The organism is Bifidobacterium merycicum DSM 6492, assembly GCF_900129045.1.
Taxonomy (GTDB): domain Bacteria; phylum Actinomycetota; class Actinomycetes; order Actinomycetales; family Bifidobacteriaceae; genus Bifidobacterium; species Bifidobacterium merycicum.
Genome location: NZ_FQTX01000003.1, coordinates 239612 through 262209 on the forward strand (window position 1 = coordinate 239612; position 22598 = coordinate 262209).

The 22598-nt window shown below is 61.7% G+C and carries 19 protein-coding genes; 8 read left to right on the forward strand and 11 right to left on the reverse strand.

The window, feature by feature from the left end:
* Positions 1-20 precede the first annotated feature (20 nt).
* On the reverse strand, positions 21-335 hold the full coding sequence (locus tag BUB29_RS06275) for a TadE family type IV pilus minor pilin (protein ID WP_234356063.1): 315 nt from the start codon (positions 333-335) through the stop codon (positions 21-23).
* A 106-nt stretch (positions 336-441) separates the two neighbouring features.
* Entirely contained in the window at positions 442-729 is a 288-nt protein-coding gene (locus BUB29_RS06280) for a DUF4244 domain-containing protein (RefSeq protein WP_081888459.1), read from the reverse strand.
* 770 nt (positions 730-1499) lie between these two features.
* Here BUB29_RS06280 and BUB29_RS06285 point away from each other — a divergent pair.
* The 7 genes from BUB29_RS06285 to BUB29_RS06315 all read left to right on the forward strand — a co-directional run bounded on the left by BUB29_RS06285 (position 1500) and on the right by BUB29_RS06315 (position 11035).
* Entirely contained in the window at positions 1500-2519 is a 1020-nt protein-coding gene (locus tag BUB29_RS06285; RefSeq protein WP_143155166.1) for a CpaE/TadZ family protein, read from the forward strand.
* A complete protein-coding gene (locus BUB29_RS06290) occupies positions 2506-3726 on the forward strand; it encodes a TadA family conjugal transfer-associated ATPase (RefSeq protein ID WP_081888458.1) in 1221 nt (406 codons plus the stop codon). Before BUB29_RS06285 ends, BUB29_RS06290 begins: the two co-directional genes overlap by 14 nt.
* 15 nt (positions 3727-3741) lie before the next feature.
* Entirely contained in the window at positions 3742-5091 is a 1350-nt protein-coding gene (locus tag BUB29_RS09710; RefSeq protein WP_051915271.1) for a hypothetical protein, read from the forward strand.
* Between the two features lie 184 nt (positions 5092-5275).
* A complete protein-coding gene (locus BUB29_RS06300) occupies positions 5276-7513 on the forward strand; it encodes an RNA degradosome polyphosphate kinase (protein WP_033522796.1) in 2238 nt (745 codons plus the stop codon).
* 179 nt (positions 7514-7692) lie between these two features.
* Positions 7693-8700, forward strand: a complete 1008-nt coding sequence (locus BUB29_RS06305; protein ID WP_407640920.1) for an NUDIX hydrolase — start codon at positions 7693-7695, stop codon at positions 8698-8700.
* Positions 8690-9490, forward strand: coding sequence for a hypothetical protein (locus tag BUB29_RS06310; RefSeq protein WP_033522628.1), 801 nt, complete (start codon positions 8690-8692; stop codon positions 9488-9490). The genes BUB29_RS06305 and BUB29_RS06310 overlap by 11 nt, the downstream gene beginning before the upstream one ends.
* A gap of 84 nt (positions 9491-9574) precedes the next feature.
* Positions 9575-11035, forward strand: coding sequence for an ATP-binding protein (locus tag BUB29_RS06315; protein WP_268751049.1), 1461 nt, complete (start codon positions 9575-9577; stop codon positions 11033-11035).
* A gap of 232 nt (positions 11036-11267) precedes the next feature.
* Here BUB29_RS06315 and BUB29_RS06320 read toward each other — a convergent pair whose 3' ends face one another.
* The gene (locus BUB29_RS06320; RefSeq protein WP_033522626.1) at positions 11268-12098 is read right to left on the reverse strand and encodes a Spy0128 family protein; all 831 of its coding nucleotides are present in this window, start codon (positions 12096-12098) and stop codon (positions 11268-11270) included.
* Positions 12099-12110: 12 nt separating this feature from the next.
* Between BUB29_RS06320 and BUB29_RS09715 the strand changes: the two genes are divergently transcribed.
* Positions 12111-12431 (forward strand): hypothetical protein, encoded by a 321-nt coding sequence (locus tag BUB29_RS09715; protein ID WP_143155167.1) that lies wholly within the window; start codon positions 12111-12113, stop codon positions 12429-12431.
* 484 nt (positions 12432-12915) lie between these two features.
* Here the strand turns inward: BUB29_RS09715 and BUB29_RS06325 are convergent, their stop codons facing one another.
* The 8 genes from BUB29_RS06325 to BUB29_RS06360 all read right to left on the reverse strand — a co-directional run bounded on the left by BUB29_RS06325 (position 12916) and on the right by BUB29_RS06360 (position 22596).
* Positions 12916-14595, reverse strand: coding sequence for an ABC1 kinase family protein (locus tag BUB29_RS06325; protein ID WP_234356065.1), 1680 nt, complete (start codon positions 14593-14595; stop codon positions 12916-12918).
* 32 nt (positions 14596-14627) lie between these two features.
* Complete coding sequence (locus BUB29_RS06330; protein ID WP_033522623.1) at positions 14628-14870, reverse strand: phasin family protein; 243 nt, start codon at positions 14868-14870, stop codon at positions 14628-14630.
* Positions 14871-14981: 111 nt separating this feature from the next.
* A complete protein-coding gene (locus BUB29_RS06335; RefSeq protein WP_033522622.1) occupies positions 14982-15731 on the reverse strand; it encodes a type 1 glutamine amidotransferase in 750 nt (249 codons plus the stop codon).
* On the reverse strand, positions 15728-17113 hold the full coding sequence (locus tag BUB29_RS06340; protein ID WP_033522619.1) for a Mur ligase family protein: 1386 nt from the start codon (positions 17111-17113) through the stop codon (positions 15728-15730). The genes BUB29_RS06335 and BUB29_RS06340 overlap by 4 nt, the downstream gene beginning before the upstream one ends.
* A gap of 4 nt (positions 17114-17117) precedes the next feature.
* A complete protein-coding gene (dnaB, locus tag BUB29_RS06345; RefSeq protein ID WP_407640916.1) occupies positions 17118-18572 on the reverse strand; it encodes a replicative DNA helicase in 1455 nt (484 codons plus the stop codon).
* Between the two features lie 378 nt (positions 18573-18950).
* On the reverse strand, positions 18951-20777 hold the full coding sequence (locus BUB29_RS06350; protein ID WP_033522617.1) for a [protein-PII] uridylyltransferase family protein: 1827 nt from the start codon (positions 20775-20777) through the stop codon (positions 18951-18953).
* Between the two features lie 192 nt (positions 20778-20969).
* Positions 20970-21308 (reverse strand): P-II family nitrogen regulator, encoded by a 339-nt coding sequence (locus BUB29_RS06355; protein WP_033522616.1) that lies wholly within the window; start codon positions 21306-21308, stop codon positions 20970-20972.
* A 1-nt stretch (position 21309) separates the two neighbouring features.
* On the reverse strand, positions 21310-22596 hold the full coding sequence (locus tag BUB29_RS06360; protein ID WP_033522613.1) for an ammonium transporter: 1287 nt from the start codon (positions 22594-22596) through the stop codon (positions 21310-21312).
* Positions 22597-22598: the final 2 nt, after the last annotated feature.

Below are 22598 nucleotides of genomic sequence, written 5' to 3' on the forward strand. Positions count from 1 at the left end.
CCGCGACACGTCGCGCAACATCATGACAGCACTCCCACGGCCTTACCTTCGACCACGGTCGGAAGTACACCGCCAGGGTCGGGGATCACCGGGCAACGGGTGACGACCGTCACCTGCCGTTCCGTCATGTTGATGTTCACTGCGACGCCCTTTCCGACCACCGCTCGCGCCGCGGACGAGGGATCCGTTTCATCACCGCTCGCGATCGCGGCACGTGCGGCGGCCGACGCGGCATCCTGGCAGCCGATGGAGACTCCGACCAAGCGAACCAACGACAGCAACAGCAACGCCACCACCATCACGGCCGGCAGCACAGTGGCGAATTCGGCGGTCACCGCACCCCGTTCGCAACGGTATGCAAGCCGTGCCGACGTGATCGCACCGTCTCCCGGCCTACCTGGCGGGCGGCGAGCGCGATAGGCCATGAATGTCCCGTTCATCTCACCCTCCCATGCTCAGCGCCTGTTTGACGATGTCCAGCAGCATTTTTCGTACGGTTTCCGATTTCATGATGGTGACCAGCAGCGCCGCGAAGCCGGTGGCCGCGACCAGTACGACCGCGTATTCGGCAGTCGCCGCGCCTTCCTCGGCTTCGATGCCGCGCGTACGTAGCCTGGCGTCCAGCAGACACAGGTTGCCGTACATGCTCTCATATGCCCGCAGCGCACGTTCTCTTGCTCCGGTGGCGAAGCCTCGCCCACCCGTGCCGGTGGGAATCGTCGTATGCATGATTCGCTCCTTTCGTGGAATATGCCCTGAGTTTTTGCCGGCTGCATTGCCGGTCATTCCACTGTGGGGATGATCGCGGGCATGTGCAAGCTGATACGACCCTTGTGGTCGGAACCCCCCGTCGTCACCACTTCCCGACATACCATCCATGATTCGCGGCGATTCATCCACGTCTCCCATCGATCCGAGCCAAAGACGGAAAATGGCGGAACATTCCGAATTCCCGCATCGGGAGAACGGGCGCGCTGATTTCCTCGGCTCCTGGAGCGCAGGCATGAAAAAAGGGAACCCGCCGAAGCGGGTTCCCTTCCAAGTCCAACAAGAGCAGAATCTCTGCACAACATCATCGTTGCAACGGTAAGTCTATCCAATGCCCGTCCAACGTACCAGTCCTTATGACCATTACTTCTTTGTGGGCTCTGCTCTGTTCTGTTGTTCTTGTACCTCATAATTTAGACGCGATGAGGCGACGACGCAACCCGCGTAACGGACATGTTCGCTTTCTTGCTCAAATGGTTCGAACCCAGCATCGGAACACGCATGATTGAGCGGGATTGTGCACTTCCTCCAGCCCATCTGTTCCCCTGTGTGCGCTTTGCGGATTATTGACGGCGTGTCGGTTCCGAGGAAACGAACGCAACGAAACATGGACGCAGGCGGCCAGCACCGCGGATGACATGTCGGAATGCGGATGCAACGGGGGGTTCCGACCACAATGCCCGTTCAGCTTGCGCACGCCACCGAATCCGGTTTTCAATCGGGGCATGACTATGACATCACCACCGAATACGGCACGCACGCAGATGAGTCCCGGCAGGAGCCGACTACCAGCTCCCCTGCCGGCGACCGGTTTGCCTGCGCCGATCAATCATCCGACGCAACGCCCACAAGCCGTCACACATACCGCATACACCGCGCGTACGCCATCCGCTCGTATGCCATCCGAGGATCCACGCAACGCCATCGTCACACCCGATCACCCGAATCTGGTGGCGTTCAGTTCGCCCAGCGGCGGCATCGGATTGAGCACGCTCACCGCATTGAGCGCGCTCAATCTCAGCAAACAAGGCGTCGACTGTGCACTGTTGGACGCCGACATTCCGAACGGCGGACTGGGCATCCTGTTGGGCATCGAACATGAACCCGGACTATGCCTGCAGGATCTCGACGCTCCCCTGGGGCATATCGATGGCAAAGCACTCAACCGCGAGTTGCCGCACTGGGAGGATATCAACGTGCTCGCCTGCGCATCGTGGCGCGGATCTGCACCTGAGCACTGGGAAATGCGGGCTGCCATACAAGCCTTATGCGAGGCGAACAGCATGGTGCTCGCCGACATCGGCGATGGGGATATCTGGGGGCATGTGCCGGAACTGTTGATGGCACGACAAGTCGTGGCCGTCGAGCTGACGGTACTCGGACTGGCCCGGGCCAAAGCGCATCTGGCAAGGCTGCGACGCCTGCAACGGGACTATGCGGGAAACAACGACCCGCCGGATGAGCCAATCGTCATCCTCATGGAACCACGCGGCGTACCGAAACGCTTGACCCCATCGACAATCGCCACAACCGAAGCCGTCTCCTACCTCGGGGACGACGTGCTCGGCCCATTGCGCAACGCCCCCAAGCTCTGCGCCGACATCCTGGACGGGCTCGGCATCGCCGCCGTGCCCAAAAGCAACCGCGCCGCCATCCAAGCATTGACCGACCAGCTCTTGAACGGCCGAAAATCCAAAAACGGGCGCACCCGCACCCGATGTAACGGAAAGGAGCACCATGGTCTGCCTTGAACTCGGCCCTCTTGAAAGCGTCGCCGCCGATCCCACCGTCACCGACATGACCATCACCAGCGAGGGGCGGGTGTGGGTGGATCGCGGCAACGGGATGGAAGAGCACCACCCGCGTTTCCCCCTACGTTCGCCGAGCATCGTCCGCGAATACGCAGTACGCCTTTGCGCCCAACTCGGCCGCAGACTCGACGACGCACGGCCGATAGCCGACGCGTCGGATGAACGGGGCGTGCGCGTACACGCCGTCATCGCCCCGCTCGTTCCGCATGGAGCCTCGGTTTCGATCCGCTTCCCCTCACGCGCCGCCCCCACCCTCGACGCTCTTCGACGTGCGGGCATGTACCCCGAATCCTGGATCGGTCTACTACGTGGTCTGGTGCGCAACCGCGCGACCATACTGATCACCGGTGGCACCGGAAGCGGCAAAACCACACTGATGAAAGCCCTGCTGAACGAAGTCGACGCCAGTGAGCGCATCGTCACGGTGGAGGAGATTCGCGAACTCGACGGCATCGCGCCACCCAATCATGTGGCGCTCGCCACCAGGGAGGCGAACGTCGAGGGCATGGGCGCCATCGGCTTGCCGGATCTGGTCAAGGCGACCTTGCGTATGCGTCCGGATCGGGTCGTGCTGGGCGAATGCCGCGGCGAGGAGATCGCCGACCTGTTGCGCGCCTACAATTCCGGGCATCGCGGCGGTATGACGACTTTGCATGCGGACAGCGTGGAGCGCATCCCCGCCCGTATCGTCTCATTGGGCATGCTCGCCGGTTTGCGTCCGGATGCGGTCGCCATGCTTGCCGAGGGGGCATTCGATGCGGTGATGCATCTTGAACGCACCGGGGGACGGCGGCGCATCGCGCAACTGGGGCTTCTGCGCGGCTCGGGCGGTGACGTTCCGTATAACGGCGGCGCAGCCACCGACGTTCCGGGCCAGAACACCCTCGCATGCGACATGTCCGGTGTCACGCTCGCCACGTGGGATGGCATGGGGATGCCTTCCCTCTCGCCTTATTGGAAAGGGTTCGCCGAACGCTGGGGAGAATCAGGGAACGTTGGAAACCCAAGAAACACCGAAACCACCGAAACCCACGGGAATACCGGGAACACCGGAAGCCTCGGGAACACCGGGAACGCCGAAAACACTTGGAACCCCAGGAGCGTCGGAAACACTGGAAACGCCACGCCTCGGTTGGCGCGAGCATAGCGGAAAGGAGCGGCCATGTACACTCCGCATGTCATCTCCATCATCATCGCGGTAGGCGCGTTTATGGCGTGCTTCCTGCCGCGAGCGCTGCTGACGCACGTCGAACGCGCCGGACCGTCCCGTATTCCCGTCACGGCAACCAATGGGGATACGTGCACCGCCACAGGCATCGCCTCGGTCATCGCCGCGATCATCGCGCGAACGGCCAGCGGCGGCAATGTTCGGGATGCGTTCCGCGAACAGTACGGCATGGAGTTCGCCACGTCGACCATCACACCGGCACGCGCGGCAGCGACGCTGCGCCGTCACGCCACCACTGATGAGACCGAGCAGGACATCGTTCGCATCGCACGGCAGCTCGCATCGGCATGTCTGTTGAGTGAGCGCCTTGGTTGCGGCGCCGCACACTGCCTGCAATCCGTATCCGACTCATATCGGCGTGATTGCAGGGCTCGCGATCTTCGCCGCGAGGCGTTCGCCGCACCCAAGGCAACCATCGTCTTATTGAGCGTGCTGCCATTGGCGACGGTAGGGCTTGGGGAGTTCATGGGAGCACGTCCCCTGGCGTTCCTGTTCGGTTCCGCGAGAGGGGCCATCTTCCTGTTCCTCGGACTGGCTTGGTACGCGATCGGCTTGTTGTGGATACGTCAGTTGTTCGCGCGGTTCGCGACCCACGGGCACGATGATCAACCGCTGCCGCTGCTGCTGGAAATGATCGGGGCCGCGCTTTCGCAGGGCGCGCCGATTCCGACGGCGCTTTCCGCCGTGGGGCAGACCGTGGGCGGACGACTCGCGACCGTGCTGCGCGAGGCCGGGGCGGCGCTGTTGCGGCAGTCGACATGGCATGAAGCGTGGGTGGGGGCATGCGCGACCCTCGACGAGGACGACAACAGAGACAAGAACGGCGATGGCACTACCGCTGGCATCGGCGGTCTCGGTGGTTTCGGCAGTTTCGGCAGTCTCGACGCTATCGGCGATACCAGAGGAACCGGCAGCGGCACAGCAGACTCCGACATCAACGCACAAGCTCACGAAACCGCAGCCGGAGAAACCGCAACCAGAACCACAACCAGAAAAACCGCAAGCAAAAGCGCAACCGGAAAAACCGCAACCGAAGCCGGTTCCACCATCGAGCGCAACGCCATACTGATCGCCGACTGTCTGGAGGATGCTTGGGTTCACGGTTCCTCACCTATGGAACGGCTGAGACTTGCGGTCGAGGAATGCGAAAGCACCGAACGCAGCGCCATCGAACAGGCCGCCGCACGTCTTTCCGTCCAACTGCTCGCCCCGACGGGATTATGCTTCCTGCCCTCGTTCATCCTCATCGGCATCATCCCCGCCATCGCCTCGTTCGCCGCATAGGCATCATCCCCGCCATCGCCTCATCCACCGCATAGGCGGGCGCACCCTCAGCCCCGCCCGAATACGGTGCTATCGGTGTTAGACACTCCGCGTCTAGCCGTTGGATATCGAAAATGTAAACCCCTTTTGAATTTTGTGGGACCAAACTGGACGTACAGCCCTTGGAAAGCCTACGATGAAACACATGGCACAGATTTTTGACGCACCCTCAAAGGCGATTCTGCGTAGTCAGATTGCAGAGCACATCGCCGAGACAAACAAGAACGACAGACGAGAGACTCTGGAAGGCGAGGCACCGTTGCCTCCCGACCGTTTCTTCGACCGTGAGCTGAGTTGGCTGAAGTTCAACAAGCGAGTCCTGGAGCTTGCCGAGGACGAGGATCAGCCGCTGCTGGAACGCACGAATTTCGCAGCGATCTTCGCCAACAACCTCGATGAGTTCTTCATGGTTCGTGTGGCGGGCCTCAAGCGCCGCATCGATTCCGGTATCGCGGTCCCCTCCGCCTCCGGGCTGAGCCCCCGCCAGCAGCTGCGCGCGATCAGCGATCAGGCGCACGCATTGCAGGATGAGCACGCGCACTACGTGATCAACCACATCCTGCCCGCGCTGGCCAAGGAGCACGTGGTACTGCTGAGCTGGGATAAGCTCACCACCGAAGAGCAGGAACGTCTCTCCCGCTACTACCGCCAGCAGGTGTTCCCCGTGCTCACCCCGCTCGCGGTCGACCCCGCGCACCCGTTCCCCTACATTTCCGGCGGTTCGCTGAACCTTGCCGTACTGGTGGAGAACCCGACCAGTGGCAAGTCCCACTTCGCCCGCGTGAAGATCCCGGACAACCTGAACCGTCTGGTTCCGGTGGATGACATGACCGATGAGGAGTCCAACGAGGAGCGTTACGGCTTCATCACCATGGAGAACCTCATCATCGCCCACCTCGAATCGCTGTTCCCAGGCATGATCATCAAGGAGGCCCGTTCCTTCCGCGTCACCCGTAACGAAGATATCGACGTTGAAGAGGACGATGCCGAGAACCTGCTCAACGCCATGGAAAAGGAGCTGCTGCGCCGTCGTTTCGGACCGCCGATCCGCTTGGAGATCTCCGACGAGACCAGCCCGTTCCTCTCCCAGCTGCTCGCCGATCAGCTACGCGTGAGCGTCGACGAAGTCTACCGTTTGCCGGCTCCGCTGGATATGACCGTACTGTTCGAACTCGGCGGCATCGACCGCCCCGACCTGAAGAACCGTCCGTTCATCCCCACCACGAACCGTCAGATCGCCGAAGTCGAATCCAGCCGTGCGCAGGACATCTTCGCCGCCATCCGCGAGCGCGATATCCTGCTGCACCACCCGTATGATTCCTTCTCCACCTCCGTGCAGGCGTTCCTTTCGCAGGCCGCCGCCGATCCGAAGGTGCTGGCCATCAAGCAGACGCTGTACCGTACCAGCTCCAATTCGCCGATCATCGACGCGCTGATCGATGCGGCGCATGCGGGCAAGCAGGTGCTGGCGCTGGTGGAGATCAAGGCGCGTTTCGACGAGGACGCCAACATCAATTGGGCACGCAAGCTCGAACGTGCGGGCGTGCACGTGGTGTACGGCATCGTCGGCCTCAAGACGCACTGCAAACTCATCGAAGTGGTCCGTCAGGAGCAGGACGGTCTGCGCCGCTACTGCCATGTGGGAACCGGTAACTACAACCCGAAGACCGCACGCCTGTACACCGATCTCGGTCTGCTGACCTGCGACCCGGTCGTCGGTCAGGATATGACCCGCCTGTTCAACCAGCTGAGCGGTTACGCCCCGAAGTCCAGCTTCCACCGTCTGCTGGTCGCGCCGCGTACCATCCGCACCGGCCTGATCCAGCGCATCCGCCGCGAGGAGGAGGCTGCACGCGCCGGCAAGGAGGCGTGGATCAAGATCAAGGTCAACTCGGTGGTGGATGAGAAGACCATCGACGCCTTGTACCGCGCCAGCCAGGCGGGTGTGAAGATCGACATCGTCGAACGTGGCATCTGCTCGCTCAAGCCGGAGGTTCCGGGATTGAGCGACAACATCCATGTCCGTTCGATTCTCGGCCGTTTCCTCGAGCACAGCCGCATCTACGCGTTCTGCAACGCGGACGGCCCGCAGATCGGCGAAGGCCCACTGTCCGGCCCCGAAGTGTGGATCGGTTCCGCCGATCTGATGCACCGCAACCTCGACCGTCGTGTGGAGGCTCTGGTCCGCGTCACCGCACCGGAGCAGATCAACGAGCTCATCAAGTACATCGACATGCAGATGGCCGATTCGACGATCAGCTGGCATATGCAGGCTGATGGCACGTATGTGCATCATTCCAAGGATGAGGAAGGCCGTCCGCTGATCGACAGTCAGGAATATCTGATCAAGCAGCATCTGCGCCGTCCGGCCACCCATAACTGACCGGTCACCGTTGGGATAGCCGCAAGACGATAACCTACGTTGGGAAGAGCCCGGGAAACCGGGCTCTTCCCTTGCCATCAGGCATATCCCCCACCATCGGCGTAGGATCGTTCCCGAACGTGATTGAAGGCAGGATTGAGGGCAGGATCGTGAGACGAATTGTTGAAGCCGCAGGCGGCATCGTATACCGCAGGCGCAAAGGCCGGAACGGCGAACCGGGCGACATCGAGGTGTGCTTGGTGCATCGCCCCAAATACGACGATTGGAGCTGGCCGAAAGGCAAGCTCGACGCCAACGAGTCGCATAGGCATGCGGCGGTGCGTGAGATCGGCGAGGAGACCGGCATGCCGGTGGCACTCGGCCCGTATCTCGACGACGTCGAATACCCGCTGAGCGATGAGGGCAAAAAGCGCCGCAAGTCGAACAGTTCCGCTTCCGTGCTCAAACATGTGATGTTCTGGATGGCCACGCCGATCAGCGAGGAGGAGGACCGCAACCGCGCCACCGCATTCGGCCCCGTGCATCGCGCCGACGTGGACGAAATCAATTCGGTGGTGTGGCTCACCCCAGCCGAAGCCCGCAGAAAACTCACCCATTCCACCGATAAGGATCTGCTCGCCGTATTCATGGATCGCCTCGCCGAAGGCGCCGACCGCGCCGTGCCGTTTCTAGTGGTCCGTCATGGCAAGGCGGAGGCCCGCAAGGCTTGGAAAGGCGAGGAGGCGCACCGCCCGATCACGCCGCACGGAGCTGCATGCGCGTTCGCGCTCAGCTACGAACTGGCCTGCTTCAACCCCAAGCGTCTCACCTCGTCGCCGTGGACACGCTGCCTGGAAACCATGGATATGTTCTCCTGGCAGACGAAGCAGAAGATCATCCACCTGCCCCAACTCACCGAGGACGCGTTCGCGGAGAACCCACAGACGGCGTGGGAATGCTTCCATGGCGAAATGTTGAACGCCGCCCGTACCGGCACGCCGACCGCCATCTGCATGCACCGGCCCGTCATCGGCGGCATGTTCGACCACATGCGCGGCATGTGCGCCTCGCATTCGCTCGCCAAACGGCTCATCGCCAAGTCGCCGTACATGCCCACCGGCACGGCATTGGCCGTATTCGCCGTGCCGCAAGGCGACGGCACCCTCACCATCATCGACCTGCAAAAGGTGGTACCGCTTGTCTACTAGACCCGCAAATCCCGGATCTTCGAATTCCTCCGCAGCCGCAGCGGCCGCACGCGCCTCGCGTTACGGCGCGAACGGCGTCGGATTCGCATCCCTGCGCACTTCCGGCACCAGTTTCTCCCCCACGCAGCTGGGAGCGCTGCGACCGACCCGCCCGGCACAGCTGAGCCCGGCCGTGGCGGAGAACATCGCCGGAGGCATGGACCCGCAGGATATCAGCGAAATCAGCCATCTGTCCGCGGCCGCTTTGCTGGACCGCGTACGTCACAGCGAGGACCCCGAAGTGGTACGTCGTGTGCTGACATTGGTGGAAACCGTCGGCGTGGATGAAATCGCCGAACTGTGGAGCAAGGCCGAACCCGATTCGTTGCCCGGCATCCTGTGGCGACTGTATCTGCTGCGCACATGGATGCGCACGCACCGCGACAGCATCGCACGCCTATGGCGCGTGGGCGAACCCGTCGCGACCAGCGCCTCCGCCATCGCCGGCGTGGATCAGGCGCCCACCGAAGATGCCATCGCACGCACCGCGGATTCGATTCTGTCCGGCGCGTTCACCGGTGATTTCGCCATGGCATTGGATCGCGCAGCCGCATTCGTCGACGTGGTGGCGCTCGGATTGCGCATCGAATCGAAGTACATGACAACCAAGGCCGCGCAGATGCACCCGGAATCGGAGAAGCAGATCCGCACGAAAGCGGCCCGTCTGCTACACACCGCGGGCAATCTGAGTGTGACGGCGAAGGATTTCCAGCACGGCGCCGCGCTGTGGCGCTGCGGCAAGCTCGAATAGCCCGAAGAATATCGCGTCGCAACCTGCCAGGCTGCAGTCTCACATCCCATTTGGTTGCATAAGATACTCTTCGGTAAGATACTCATGAGTATCTTACCGAAGAGTATCTTATTAACAGAGGGGTGTGGCATATTCGTAGGCAGGACTCGTGAGCTGCAATCGCTGGAACATATGTGGAAACGCGGTTCATTCCAGATGATGGTGATGCTGGGACGCCGTCGCGTGGGCAAAACCACGCTGATCGACGAGTTCGCCGACGGCAAGCGCACGCTGTATTTCACGGCACGCCAGCAAACCTCGACGAACAACCTCCGTGACTTCTGCCGCACCATGTATTCCTTCTTCGGTCTGCCCGATTCCATGCCGATGCTGGCTTCCTGGCAGGAGGCGCTGGATTTCCTCGCCGATCGCGCGGCGCAGGAGCCGGGGCGATTCCTCTTCGTGTTCGACGAATTCCCCTACGCCGCCATGAGCGAACGCTCGCTCCCTTCCTCATTGCAGATCATCATCGACCACAAACTCAAGAACCTTGATCTCATGATGATTCTGTGCGGCAGCAATGAGGAATTCATGGAAAGCAAGATTCTGGGATACAAGAGCCCACTATACGGTCGCCGCACCGGTCAAATGCGCCTCGCCCCCTTCGACGCGTTCGACGCCCGTGACATGCTGGGCCAGATATCGGCCGAGGATGCGGTCCGCTATTACGCCACCTTCGGCGGAACCCCGTATTATCTCGCGCAGATCCGGCCAGAGCTCGGTTACGAACGCAATGTCATCGATCTGATGTTCAACACCAGCGGCCTGCTTTATGAGGAGCCCGCGATGCTCATGCGTCAGGAACTGCGGGACCCGGCCACCTATAACTCGGTCATGGATGCGGTGGGACAGGGCGAAACCAAACAGAATGCCATAGCGGACAAAGCCGGCATCGCACCCTCGGCCATCGGCAAATACCTCACTGTACTCACCGATCTCGGGCTGGTGGAACGTCAGGTTCCTTTCGGGGCCGACCCCGCACGCTCGCGCAAGGGACTGTGGAAGATACGAGATCCGTTCTTCGCCTTCTGGTATCGCTTCGTCAGCCCCAACCTGACATCCATAGAGAGCGGTGACGGGGAACTCGTAGCCAAGGCGACGGTGTTCGGCCCGGCATTGGACACCTATGTGGGTCAGCGTTTCGAGGATGTCTGCCTGCAGTGGCTGCATCGCGCCAACTCGGACTCCGAGCTTCCCTTCCTGGCCACCCGCTTCGGTCATTGGTGGGGCGCCGACCCCGTCGCCAAGGCTCAAGCCGATATCGATGTCATCGCCGCGGACCAGCAGTCGGGGCACATTCTTCTGGGCGAACGCAAATGGCGCAATGACGTCAACGTGGCCGAGACCATCGCCACACTGCGTGGCCGTGCGAAGCTGATCCCCGGCTATACGGAGCACCGGTTCGCTTTGTTCCTCAAAACCGACGAGTTGGCGCGCACCGCCCGGGAACGCGGCGAAAGCGACCTCATGGTCCGCTCGGTGAACGACCTGTTCCGCGGGAAATAAGCACGGCGCCGCGCTGTGGCGCTGCGGCAAGCTCGAATAGCGTATACTGTTATCTGCGCCGGGCCGTGCTTAAGCCCCGGGCTCCATTTTTTGCCGCTGCGAGCGGCCTTTGCGCCGACAGGCGCTTTCATGGTTCGGCGCACATCATACTTGCGCACTTGCACACTTACGTACTTGCACACTTACGTACTTGCGAAAACGGTTCCTCCCCACCACGGGAAGGAACCGTTTCTCATATCCTGATGCCGTGTCTCCGCGCCGCACCGGCATGACGCCGATATGCGCCGCATGCGATCAGCGACGCCGCCAGCACCAGACCGCCCAGCAGTATGCCACGCATGGTCGTTCCACCGGTGAAGGGCAGCTCCTGCGCGTTCACCCTGTTGACGAACGCGGCCCCGTCGAAGGTCCGGTACCCCGGTGTGCTGGCACGCACCGCAAGCACGCCCTTCTCCTGATCCTCGGTCACCACGAATCGTATGTACCGCACGCGCGAATCGTAGGTGATGCCGGAATCCTTGTCACCGGCCTTCTTACTCACCTCATACACGTAGGTGCCGGTTTTCGAGAAGGTGAACGATCCGAACGTCACCTTGCCGTATGTGCCGTCTATCAGCGTCGACCCGCCGCTCACCGAAACCTCATACCCTGAGGTCGGGTCGGGCAGCTGCGCGAGCGTCGAATCGCTGACGGCGCAGCCGATCGTGCCACCGTCGATGGTGAAGTTCAACGTGTTCGCGGAAGTGTCCGTACTGTAATTGCATTTCCTGGCCGTGAACGTGAACGATGTGTCGGCATCCCATTGCCGGCCGACGAGCTGTTTGTACAACGGCGATGAGGCCTCGATGGTGGCCAGGAACAGCACTTCGTAGGTGTTGACGAAGGAGAATATCCAGTCCGTCAGCCCGTCTGTTTTCGTTTCGCCGTTAACCACGCCCGCGGTAACGGTGTGGCTTCCGTCACTGTACTCGCGGAAATCCTCGTCGTTCCCATCCTTCTTCAACGCCTTCGTCACGGTGTACATGATGCCGTCGCCGTTGTCATGCACGGTGACTTCGGCCATGTACTGCGTCTGTTGAACCAGACATTGTCGATGCGTACATCGCCCGCATTATCACCGCTGGCAATGGGGTTCTCTTCGCCGGGTACGTCGTCGGGAGTCGTGTTCGTCACGCCGTTAATGGTGTGCTGCGGTTTCTTCCTGATGATGAAACCGGTACGTTTTGCCGGCATCGGACTGGTTGAACACCAGACCATGCTCGGTGCCGTCCGTATCGATGGAACCGGCGAGCTTTTCGGTCATGAGATCGGTCGCCTTGCCCTGTTTGTCGGAATCCTTGCCTTGGGGTTCCGTGGCATCAATCGAACAAATCGGTGGACACCGACGATGGATTGATATCGTTTGCAACGACGTGACGCTCGTATGGGTCGGTGGTCTCGCTTCCCGCTGCCACCGCAGTGAACGCCAGCATAGTCAGGGAACCCGCCATAGTCGCCACTGCGACGATAACCGCGAGCAACCGTCCGCCCGCATGTCCCTGTGCGCCAGCTCCGTGTGCATGATGACGGTTCCGAACCGGACGCCGAGAAAACATCACTATCCTTTCGGCACGCAGCAGCGTGCTATCGCCAAGAACACAAAACAGCCTGTCCCATGCAGAAAATTGACAGACTGTCTGATTGATCAGCTAGCAGGATAGCACACGAAATCGAACCCCCGAATCATGTCATCGTTCTCATGAAGAAAACCTCGGCAAGCCTTACGTATCAACCTTTTCTACGACGCCTCACCATCCCCCTGTCATACCTCATTGCACGCCGGGCGTCTCCCGCGGGCACATCGCAGCCGCGCCGACGCACGGCACCCGCGGGAGACATCGTCAATGCTTCTTCTTGCGTCCCTTGATGAGAATGTCGAGCACGATCCAGCACCCCAACGTGAACGCCACAATGTACCCCATGAAACCGACGATCGGAATGCCGAACACCACCGGTTTGATACCCGCGTAGTACACGATGGACGAGCCGATGAACAAGCCGACCACGATCAGCGCCATCGTCAGCCTGTTCACCATATCCGACAGCTGTTGGAACGGCTCCTCCGAACCGACGAGCTCCATATTCACCCTCAACTGGCCACGGGTGAGCATGCGCGTGGCATGCTTCATCTCGGTCAACGCGGCCATCGCGTCATGCAGCGCCTGCCGGCCTTCGATGGCCAACGATTTCGCCTCGTTCTTCACCATCGTTTCGGGGGTTTGCGAGGCGGCGATATGCGCGGAGATGATCTGGATCATATTGACGTTGGGGATGAACTCGTCGAGCAACCCCTCCAACGTGACCAACGCGCGACCGACCGTGGTGATGCTGCTGGGGATTTCGATGCCGTGGCGCGACGCGAGCTGGGTGAGCGAGGTAAGGAACGCCGCGATATCCAATTCGGACAAATCGACCGTGCCGAACTCCTGGACGACCATGTCGAGATCGGCGAGCAGCGACGGGTAATCCTCGCTATCCGGACTGGCGACGGCGAACCGCAGCAGGCTGTCCGCCAAAGCCGGCGAATCCTGTTTGGCGACGGCGAAGATCATATCCTTGAGCACGTTGCGCGTACGCTGATCCAAACGCCCGGTCATGCCGAGGTCGATGAGCACGATCTGCCCGCCGCGCACGATGATGTTGCCCGGATGCGGATCCGCGTGGAAGAAGCCCTCGTCCAGGATCTGCGTGGCGTAATTGTCGACCAGCTTGGTGCCGATTTCCTTGAGGTCGTAACCGGCTGCGACCAACTGGCCGGGGTGCGAGACGGAAATACCGTCGACGTAATCCATCACGACCACATGCTCGGTGCACAACTCCGGGTAGGGGGCCGGGCAATCCATGTACTTGTAGGGTTGCGAGAATTTCTTGAACGCGGCGAGATTACGCGCCTCGATCAACGAATCGGTTTCCGCCTCGAAGGTATCCCACAGTTCCTCGACCACACCCTTGAAATCGATGATCTGCGTGTCGGGGAACAGTTTCGCCGCCACCTTGGCCAGCGAGCGCATGATCGACACGTCCTGCGCCATGGTTTCGCGTACGCCGGGGCGCTGCACTTTGACAGCCACATCCTCACCGGTGATGAGCGTGGCACGATGCACCTGGGCCAACGATGCCGAACCCAACGGCTTGGGGTCGATGCGCGAGAAGATCTCCTCGATGGGCCTGCCGTACTCCTTGGCGAGCGTATCCACCACGGTTTGGTACGGCATCGGGTCGGCGTCGGCGCGTAGTTTGGACAGCTCGTCGCAGAAGGATTGCGGCAGCATTTCGGAACGCATCGACAGGATCTGCCCCACTTTCACGAACGTGGGGCCGAGCGCTTCGAACATGAGTCGCATCTTGACCGGCGTCAGGCCGTGGAAGATGTCGAACTGTTTGGCGATGCGGACGATTTCCCTCAGCCGCTTCGCCTTGCCGCGCCGCGTGAGATGGTAGCGCTCGGAGAAGCTGTCTCGACGCAAACCGAACAGCGAGAAGGTCACGCCTTCCCGCTGCACGGCTCGCTCAAGATCCACCGTGGAATCGGCGGGCTGGGAGGTGGAATCGATCACTCGGACTTCTCATCCTCGTTCTTGGTCGCCGTCTCGGCGGTGGCCTTCGCGTCGTCCACGACTTCGCTCACCTTGCGCTTGAGCTCGGTGTTCAATGCCTTGCCCTGTTCGACGGTGATTTCGCCCTTCTTGACGAGTTCGTCCACGATTTCGCTGCTCTTCTCGTATGTGGTGGCCAGGGCTCCGATGCCCGCCAGCACGATCTTGCGCAGGCCTTCGCCCAGATTGAGATCAGCCATGATGTCCTCCTTTGTTGCAGAGTGGATGCGGTCAAACGCCGCATCGCTATTTCCCTAGACTACCGCACGGACCGCGCGGAAGCCCTGAACAAACGCCGGGAGATGTCAGGGTCAGCGCGGCCTTGATACGGCGACTTCGCGGGCTTTCGCGCAGTATTCGTCGAGTTGCGAGAGTTCGGCGCGTTGCTCATCCGTCTGCGCCGACAGGTCGAAGGAACCGTATCGGCGTTCCACGGCGGTACGGATCAGGAAATCACTGATCGCGGGATTCTTCGGCAATAGCGAACCGTGCATGTACGTGCCGATCATATTGTGCACGCGCGCGCCTTCGGTGCCATCCTCGCCGTTGTTGCCCAAGCCTTCGCCGACCTTGCCCAGCGGTTCCACACCTTCGCGCAGGAAGGTCTGGCCGGAATGGTTCTCGTAGCCGATGATGTCGTCGAAATCCTCGGAATGCTCGACCAGATTGCCGATGCGCCGCACGTCGCCGCCCACGGTGTACGCGCCGATTGCGCCGATGCCGTCGAGCCTCGTGCCGTCCACGGTTTCGAAATACTCGCCGAACAGCTGGTACAGGCCGCAGATCATAAGCATCGGCATGCCGTCTTCGACGAGTCCACGCAACAGGTCGGCACGTTCGAACAGGTCGTCGATGATCTTCTTCTGACCGGTATCCTGCCCGCCGCCACCGAGGATCATATCGACCTGTTCCGGCCATGCGTCGCCCTGGTTGACGAAATGCACGCACGGTTCGTAGCCGTACAGGCCCAGCCTGCGCGTGATGGTGAGCACGTTGCCCGTGTCGCCGTAAATGTTCATGTCCTTCGGATAGAGGGACACGATGTCGATTCGCTTGCTCATCTGCCCACCCCCGCATCGGAGACTTCGGTGATCCGTCCAAGCACGGCACGCGCCTTGAGCATGGCGGTGTACGTGCAGTACATGTGCTTCGGTTTGCCGGGATTCGCGGTCACGAACGAGGTGACGGCCTGGTCGAAATCGGTGTCGACCGTGCCCACCGGCACCTCCTCGTAGCCCAGACGCAACGCCATATCCCACGCGCGTACGCCGGACACCATCGCGACGCCGGTTTCCCGCAGCGACGTGAAGTCCACGTCCCACAGCCAGCTCATGTCACGCCCGTCGGCGTATTCGTCGTTGATGGCGATCATGGTGTCGCAGCCTTGCGGCGCGAAGGAGGCGAGTGAGAGGCGGAAGCCCATCGGGTTCTTGACCAGCAGCAGTTCCACCGGGGAACCGTTGACGTCGATCACCTCGCCGCGGCCGAACGCCGGGGTCACGTCGGATACCGCCTTGATGAGCGCATCCGCGTCGCCGCGCATCTTCGTTTCCGGCACGTCGGCGGCCACGGCACGCACGAGGGAGAGCGCGGCGGCGGCATTGTACAGGTTGTACACGCCTTCGAGCTTGACGTCCGTATCATGATTGCGCCCGTCCATGAGGAAGGTTGCGGCATGGTCGCGCACTTCCACGAGGGTCACGTCGGCGCAGTGTTCGTCCGCGCCCGTTCCCGCGCCCGTTCCCGCGCCCGTGTCATCCGCTCCCGTGGCCGTTCCCGCGCTGGGCGTGGTCGCGTCGGCGGTCTTCCCGTCGCCCTCGAACGCCGCGTTCATCTCATCATCCGTCGGGAAGAAGCGCTTGAGCGCCTTCGCCAAGCCGAAATACCGTACGGATGTGCCGCGCGGCACCTTGCTGGCGAGCGCTGCGATGCGCGGATCCTCGCGGTTGAGCACCACGGTTCCGGTGGTGGCTTCGGCCACGTGGGAGAGCAGTCGGGCGGTGTTGTCGATTTCGCCGAACCGGTCGAGCTGGTCGCGCATCACGTTGAGCAGCAGGCTGTACTTGGGGCGCACCTGTTTGACGAAATGGACCGCGTAGGCCTCATCGAGCTCCAATACCGCGATGTCGGCGTCGAGTTTGCCGGTGAGACTGACTTCGGTGAGTAGCGCGGAAACCACGCCGCGCGTGAAATTCGACCCGGTGGGGTTGGTGAAGACGCGCAATCCCAAGTCGCTCAGCATGGAGGCGACCATGCGCGTGGTGGTGGTTTTGCCGTTCGTGCCGGAGACCAGTACCACGCCGTATGGCAGTTGCGCGAGTGTGCGGGCGAGAAATCCTGGGTCGATGCGTTCGACCACCTTGCCCGGCAGCGCACTGCCGCCGTGTCGTGTCAGACGTGCGAGATGGCGCACGCCACGTCCTATGGCTACCGTTGCAAACATCGCATCACACTCCCTGCGCGTAATCCTGCGGCATGTCCTTGAACTTCGACGTCGCGCCGAGGAATGCCAAGTGGAAGGTTTCGGTCGGACCGTTACGGTGTTTGGCCATGATGATGTCGGCCTCGCCCGGGCGGTCCTCCTTATCGTAGAAGTCGGGCCTGTGCACCAGGAACACCACGTCGGCGTCCTGTTCGATCGAGCCGGATTCACGCAGGTCGGACAGCTGCGGTTTCTTGTCGTTGCGCATTTCCGGGCCACGGTTCAGCTGGCTCAGCGCCACGACCGGCACTTCAAGCTCCTTGGCGAGCAGTTTGAGCGCACGGGAGAAATCGGAGACCTCCTGCTGGCGGCTTTCCACCTGCTTGCCGGACGACATGAGCTGCAGGTAATCGATCACGACGAGTTTGAGGTCGTTGGTCTGCTTGAGTCGGCGGCATTTCGCGCGGATCTCCATAAGCGACATGTTCGGCGAATCGTCGATGAACAGCGGGGCGTCGTCGAGTTTCGACCAGAAGTTGTTGAGCGTGGCCCAGCGGTCGGAGGTGATTTCGTCGGCGCGACGCAAGGCGCCGAGCGGGATGTCGGTTTCGGCGGAGATGATGCGCTGCGCGAGTTCCACCTTGCTCATTTCCAAGCTGAACACGATGGTGGTCAGATGGTGGTGGAGCGCGGCGGAGCGGGCGAAGTCGATGCCGAGCGTGGACTTGCCCATGGCCGGGCGGCCTGCGACGACGACCATCTGACCGGGCTGCAGGCCTTGGGTCAGGTCGTCGATGTCGCGGAAGCCGGTCGGCACGCCCTTATTGACCAGGCCCTGCTGCAGCTGGTCGATCTGGTCGAGCGCATCGTGCACCACCGGGCCGATGGCCGTGTAATCCTGGCGCACCCTGCCCACGGACATTTCGTAGACCTCGGATTGTGCGAGGTTGACGACATCCTCGGCCTGCGAGCCTTCGGCGGAGTAGCCGAGCTGCGCGATCTTGGTGCCGGCGGCGATCACGTTGCGCAGAATGGCGCGCTGATGCACGATTTCGGCGTAATACGTGGCGTTGGCCGCGGTGGGTACGGAGGCGACGAGCGAATGCAGGTAGTCGACGCCGCCGACCTTGTCGAGGTCGCCGTGCTTGAGCAGTTCGTTGGCGACGAGCACGGCGTCCACCGGCTGCGACGCGGAGAACAGGTTGATGATGGACTCGTAGATGGTCTGATGCTTGGGCTGGTAGAAGTCGGTGACCTCGATCATCTGGCTGACTTCGCCGATGGCGTCCTTGCTCATCAGCATGCCGCCCAGCACGGCCATTTCCGCATCGTCGTCATGCGGGGGCACACGGTCGAACAGGGCGTCCCTCACCGGGCTGCCAGTCCTGCCGGGCACGTAATTGCCGCCGCGGCCGTCGAGTCTGCGCGTGCCGCCGCCGGTGTTGTCGTGAACGTCGTCTTCCCAAGGTTCCTGAGCCATGATTCCCCAGTATAGGAATTCCCCAGTATTAGGAGAAGATGCAAAAGCCGCACTAGAACGGTTTGACAGGGATGCGCATGATCCGGCCGCGGAATCGAACACGTTGTGTGTGCGAAAGTGAACGGGGGTTGAACGGGGAACGACCGATATGCAACACGCGCGGGGAGCCAATGTGGATAGAAAAATGAGTTATCCACATTTCGGGGATAACTGTGTGGAAAACGTATCAGGTTATCCACATATTGGGGATAACTTTGTGGACAACATGAGGATAACTTTTCCACACCCGGCAACCGGGTTGCACAATCGGAAGATTCATGGTAGAACGATCGGCGCTCACACGAAACCGCCATTTTCCAACGTTTTCAGACACCATGCTCACATGTGGTACCGCGCCGCCGCGTACATGGTGCGCACCAGGGACTCCCGCCACTTGCTCCAACCGTACTGTTTGCTTATGGTTTCGCCCGCCGTGGCGCCCAATGACGAACCATCGGCGCGTGTGAGGTCGAACAGCATATCCAACAGGATCGGATCATGATCGACGCATGCCGCAAGATCATCACCCACCGTCGGATCGTTCGGGTTCTTCCCCGTCGCGAAATCGGACAACGTCAAATGCTCACGCACCAGCAGCGTCACCCACCACACCGTGTCCGCGTCATACCCCATGCGTTTGAGGATCGCATTGGCATGACGCGCACCCTCGGCCGCATGGTCACGCACACCGGGACGTTTGCCGATATCATGCAGGATGCCGGCCAGCAGCAGCGCATGATACCGTTCGTCGCTGTACGGTACGCCACTCGGCGACATGCGCCCGAGGCGGGACACCACTTCGACCATATGGCGGTCGATGGTGTACCGGTGCGCCGCCGACATGCTCGGACGATTGCGCACACCCAGCCATTCGGGAATCCACCGCCCTGGAATATCCACGAAATCAAGCTCCTCCCACACGGAAAGCAGTGAATCGGAACAGGCGAGTAGCCGCACGAACAGGTCACGCGATTCGCCGTCCCACACGCTGTCGCGAATCGGGCAACGACGCAGATTATTCAAGGTTCCCGGCGCGATGGGCAGCCCCGATTCCGCCGCGGCAACGGCCACGCGCAGCGCAAGATTCGCGTCGAGCGTGGGGTCCACGCCGGGGGCGAGCACGACCTCGCCCTCATGCTTGGCGATACCGGGCGCGAGCAGCTCGAATTTCGGGGCTTCACGCTTGCCGTGCGCCCTGGGTTTGGCCAGTTGGAAGAACGCGAAACGCGGCTTCTCATGCGTGAGCGAATGGCCCGCGCGCGAAGCGGTGGCGTCAAGGGAGAACGCGATGGTGCGCCCCAGCCGGGCCAGTATCGTCTGCAAATCGTCAATGGATTCCGCCTCGCGCTCCCCCTCGGGTAGGGTCGGATCGGCCAGACCAAGCATCGCGGCGACCTCGGCCTGATACGGCGCGAGCAGACGGTTCGCATCCTTGCCCGCGACCAGATGAATGCAGTCACGCACATCCAGCAGCCGTTCGACGGCATCGTCATACCGGCCATGCGGACGATCCGCCAACCAGGACGCCGCCAATGCGGACACCAGCACCGAGTCGCGCAATCCGCCACGAGCCTCCTTGATATCGGGCTGATTGAGATATTCCATGCGCCCGAACTCATCCAACCGGGATTTGGCGGAACCGAGCAGTTCGGGAAGCCGCTTGCGCGCGGCCTTACGCCACCGCTCCAGAATCGACAGGGCCGTGGAACGGATCAGTTCGGTATCGCCCGCAACCGGCACCACATCAAGCCAGCCCATCGCGGCGGGCAGATCATGGTCGGTCACCGCCTCGCACTGCGCACGCGTACGCACCGACTGGTCCAGATCCAACCCGGAATCCCACAGCGGGTACCAGAGTTTGTTCGCCAAGGCGTTAAGCTGCTGGTCGTTCAGCGCCTTGGCATCATAGATAAGCACCAAATCGAGGTCCGAGCACGGACCCACCTGGCCTCGCGCCAGCGATCCCACCGCGCCAAGGCCAACGCCGGTCTTCGGCACGTCGAATGCCACCGCCTCGCACGCCTCATCCCACAGATCACGCAGGCAGGCCATCGCCAAATCCGTTCTGGCCTTGCGCTTCGCCGCGCCATCGCGGTACACGCCATCCTCGTCGGCGCGGCTCATCGCCATGAACCGCCGTTTCAACCCGTCAACCGCCGAAGTCATTCCCCATCCCTTTCCATACGCTTATCGGCCGTCACGCCTACAGACGTGAACCGCAGCCCGCAACCGCACGGCCCTGCAATCCCGCGCTTCCTGCGGCCCAACCTAACACACCGCCCGAGTACACGAATCCCCGCATGGAGACTGGCTCACATGCGGGGATTCATTCATATCGAAATATGCGCGGATCGCGGATCAGATCGCGGCGGAACCGGTTTCGCCGGTACGCACGCGGGTCACGGAATCCAGCGGGGCGACCCAGACCTTGCCGTCGCCGATGGTGCCGGTGCCCGCGGCCTTGACGATCACGCCGACCAGCGTTTCCGCATCGGCGTCATCGGACAGCACCTCGACGCGGATCTTCGGAATCAGATCGACGGTGTATTCGGCGCCACGGTAGATCTCGGTGTGACCACGCTGGCGACCGTAACCATTGGCCTCGGAAACGGTCAGACCATGCACGCCGGCCGCGGCGAGCGCCTCCTTGACATCGTCAAGCTTATGCGGCTGGATGATAGCGGTAATGAGCTTCATCTCACTTCACCTCCTTGAGAACGGAGCTGGCAGTACCAGCGAAATCGTATGCACGTTCGCCCTGATCGGCAAGATCGATACCGCCGACCTCCTGGGCTTCGGTGACACGCCAACCGATGGTCTTCTCCAGCGCGAAGGCGATGATACCGGTGATCACGGCGGACCAGATGATGGCCACGAGCGCGACGAGCAACTGCACGACCAGCTGACGCCAATCGCCACCAGCCAGCAGACCAGTGCCCTCACCGAAGAAGCCGATGAGCACGGTGCCGGTGAAGCCGCCCACGCCGTGGACGCCGACCACATCAAGGGAATCATCGTAACCGAGCTTGAACTTCAAACCGCAAGCCAGGCAGGTGAGCACACCGGCAATCGCGCCGAGCACCACAGCCCACAGCGGGGACACCACATCGGCGGCCGGGGTGATGGCGACCAAACCGGCGACGATACCGGAAGCGGCACCCATGGCGGTGTAATGACCGGTACGGATCTTCTCAGTGAAGCCCCAGGAAAGCATTGCGGCAGCGGTGGCGGCGGAAGTGGACACCCAAGCATAGCCCGCGGTGCCGTTGGCGGCGAACGCGGAACCAGCGTTGAAACCGAACCAGCCGAACCACAGCAGGAAGGCGCCAAGCATGACGAACGGAACATTGTGCGGACGGAACGGCTGCGTGCCGAAGCCCTTACGCTTGCCGATGATCAGCACGATGATCAGGGCCGCGACTGCGGCGTTGATATGGACGACCGTACCACCTGCGAAATCATGCGCCTGAGCGCCGATGGCCTGGGAGATCGCGCCGTCAGCGGACAGCAGGCCGCCGTTCCACACCATGTGGGCGAGCGGAGCGTAATCGAACGTGATCCACAGCGCCACGAAAATCATCCACGTGCTGTACTTCACACGTTCCGCGATGGCACCGCAGATCAGAGCGACGGTGATCATGGCGAACGCGGCCTGGAACGCCACGTCGATGCTCACCGGGTACTTGTTGTCGTTCAGACCGGTGGAAGTGAACACACCGTCCTTGGCGATCATGGAATCCTTCAGCAGGAAACCGCTGGCAGGGTCACCGAAGATACCTCCGATGGACTTGCCGGCGTACGCAATCGACCAACCCCAGAACACCCAGATCACCATGGTGACGGACAGCGCCGCAGCCTCCATGATCATCATGTTCAGAACGGCCTTCGCGCGAACCATGCCTCCGTAGAAGAACGCCACACCCGGCGTCATGAGGAAAACCAGGGACGCGGAAGTCAATATCCATGCGGCATTTCCGGTATCCATGT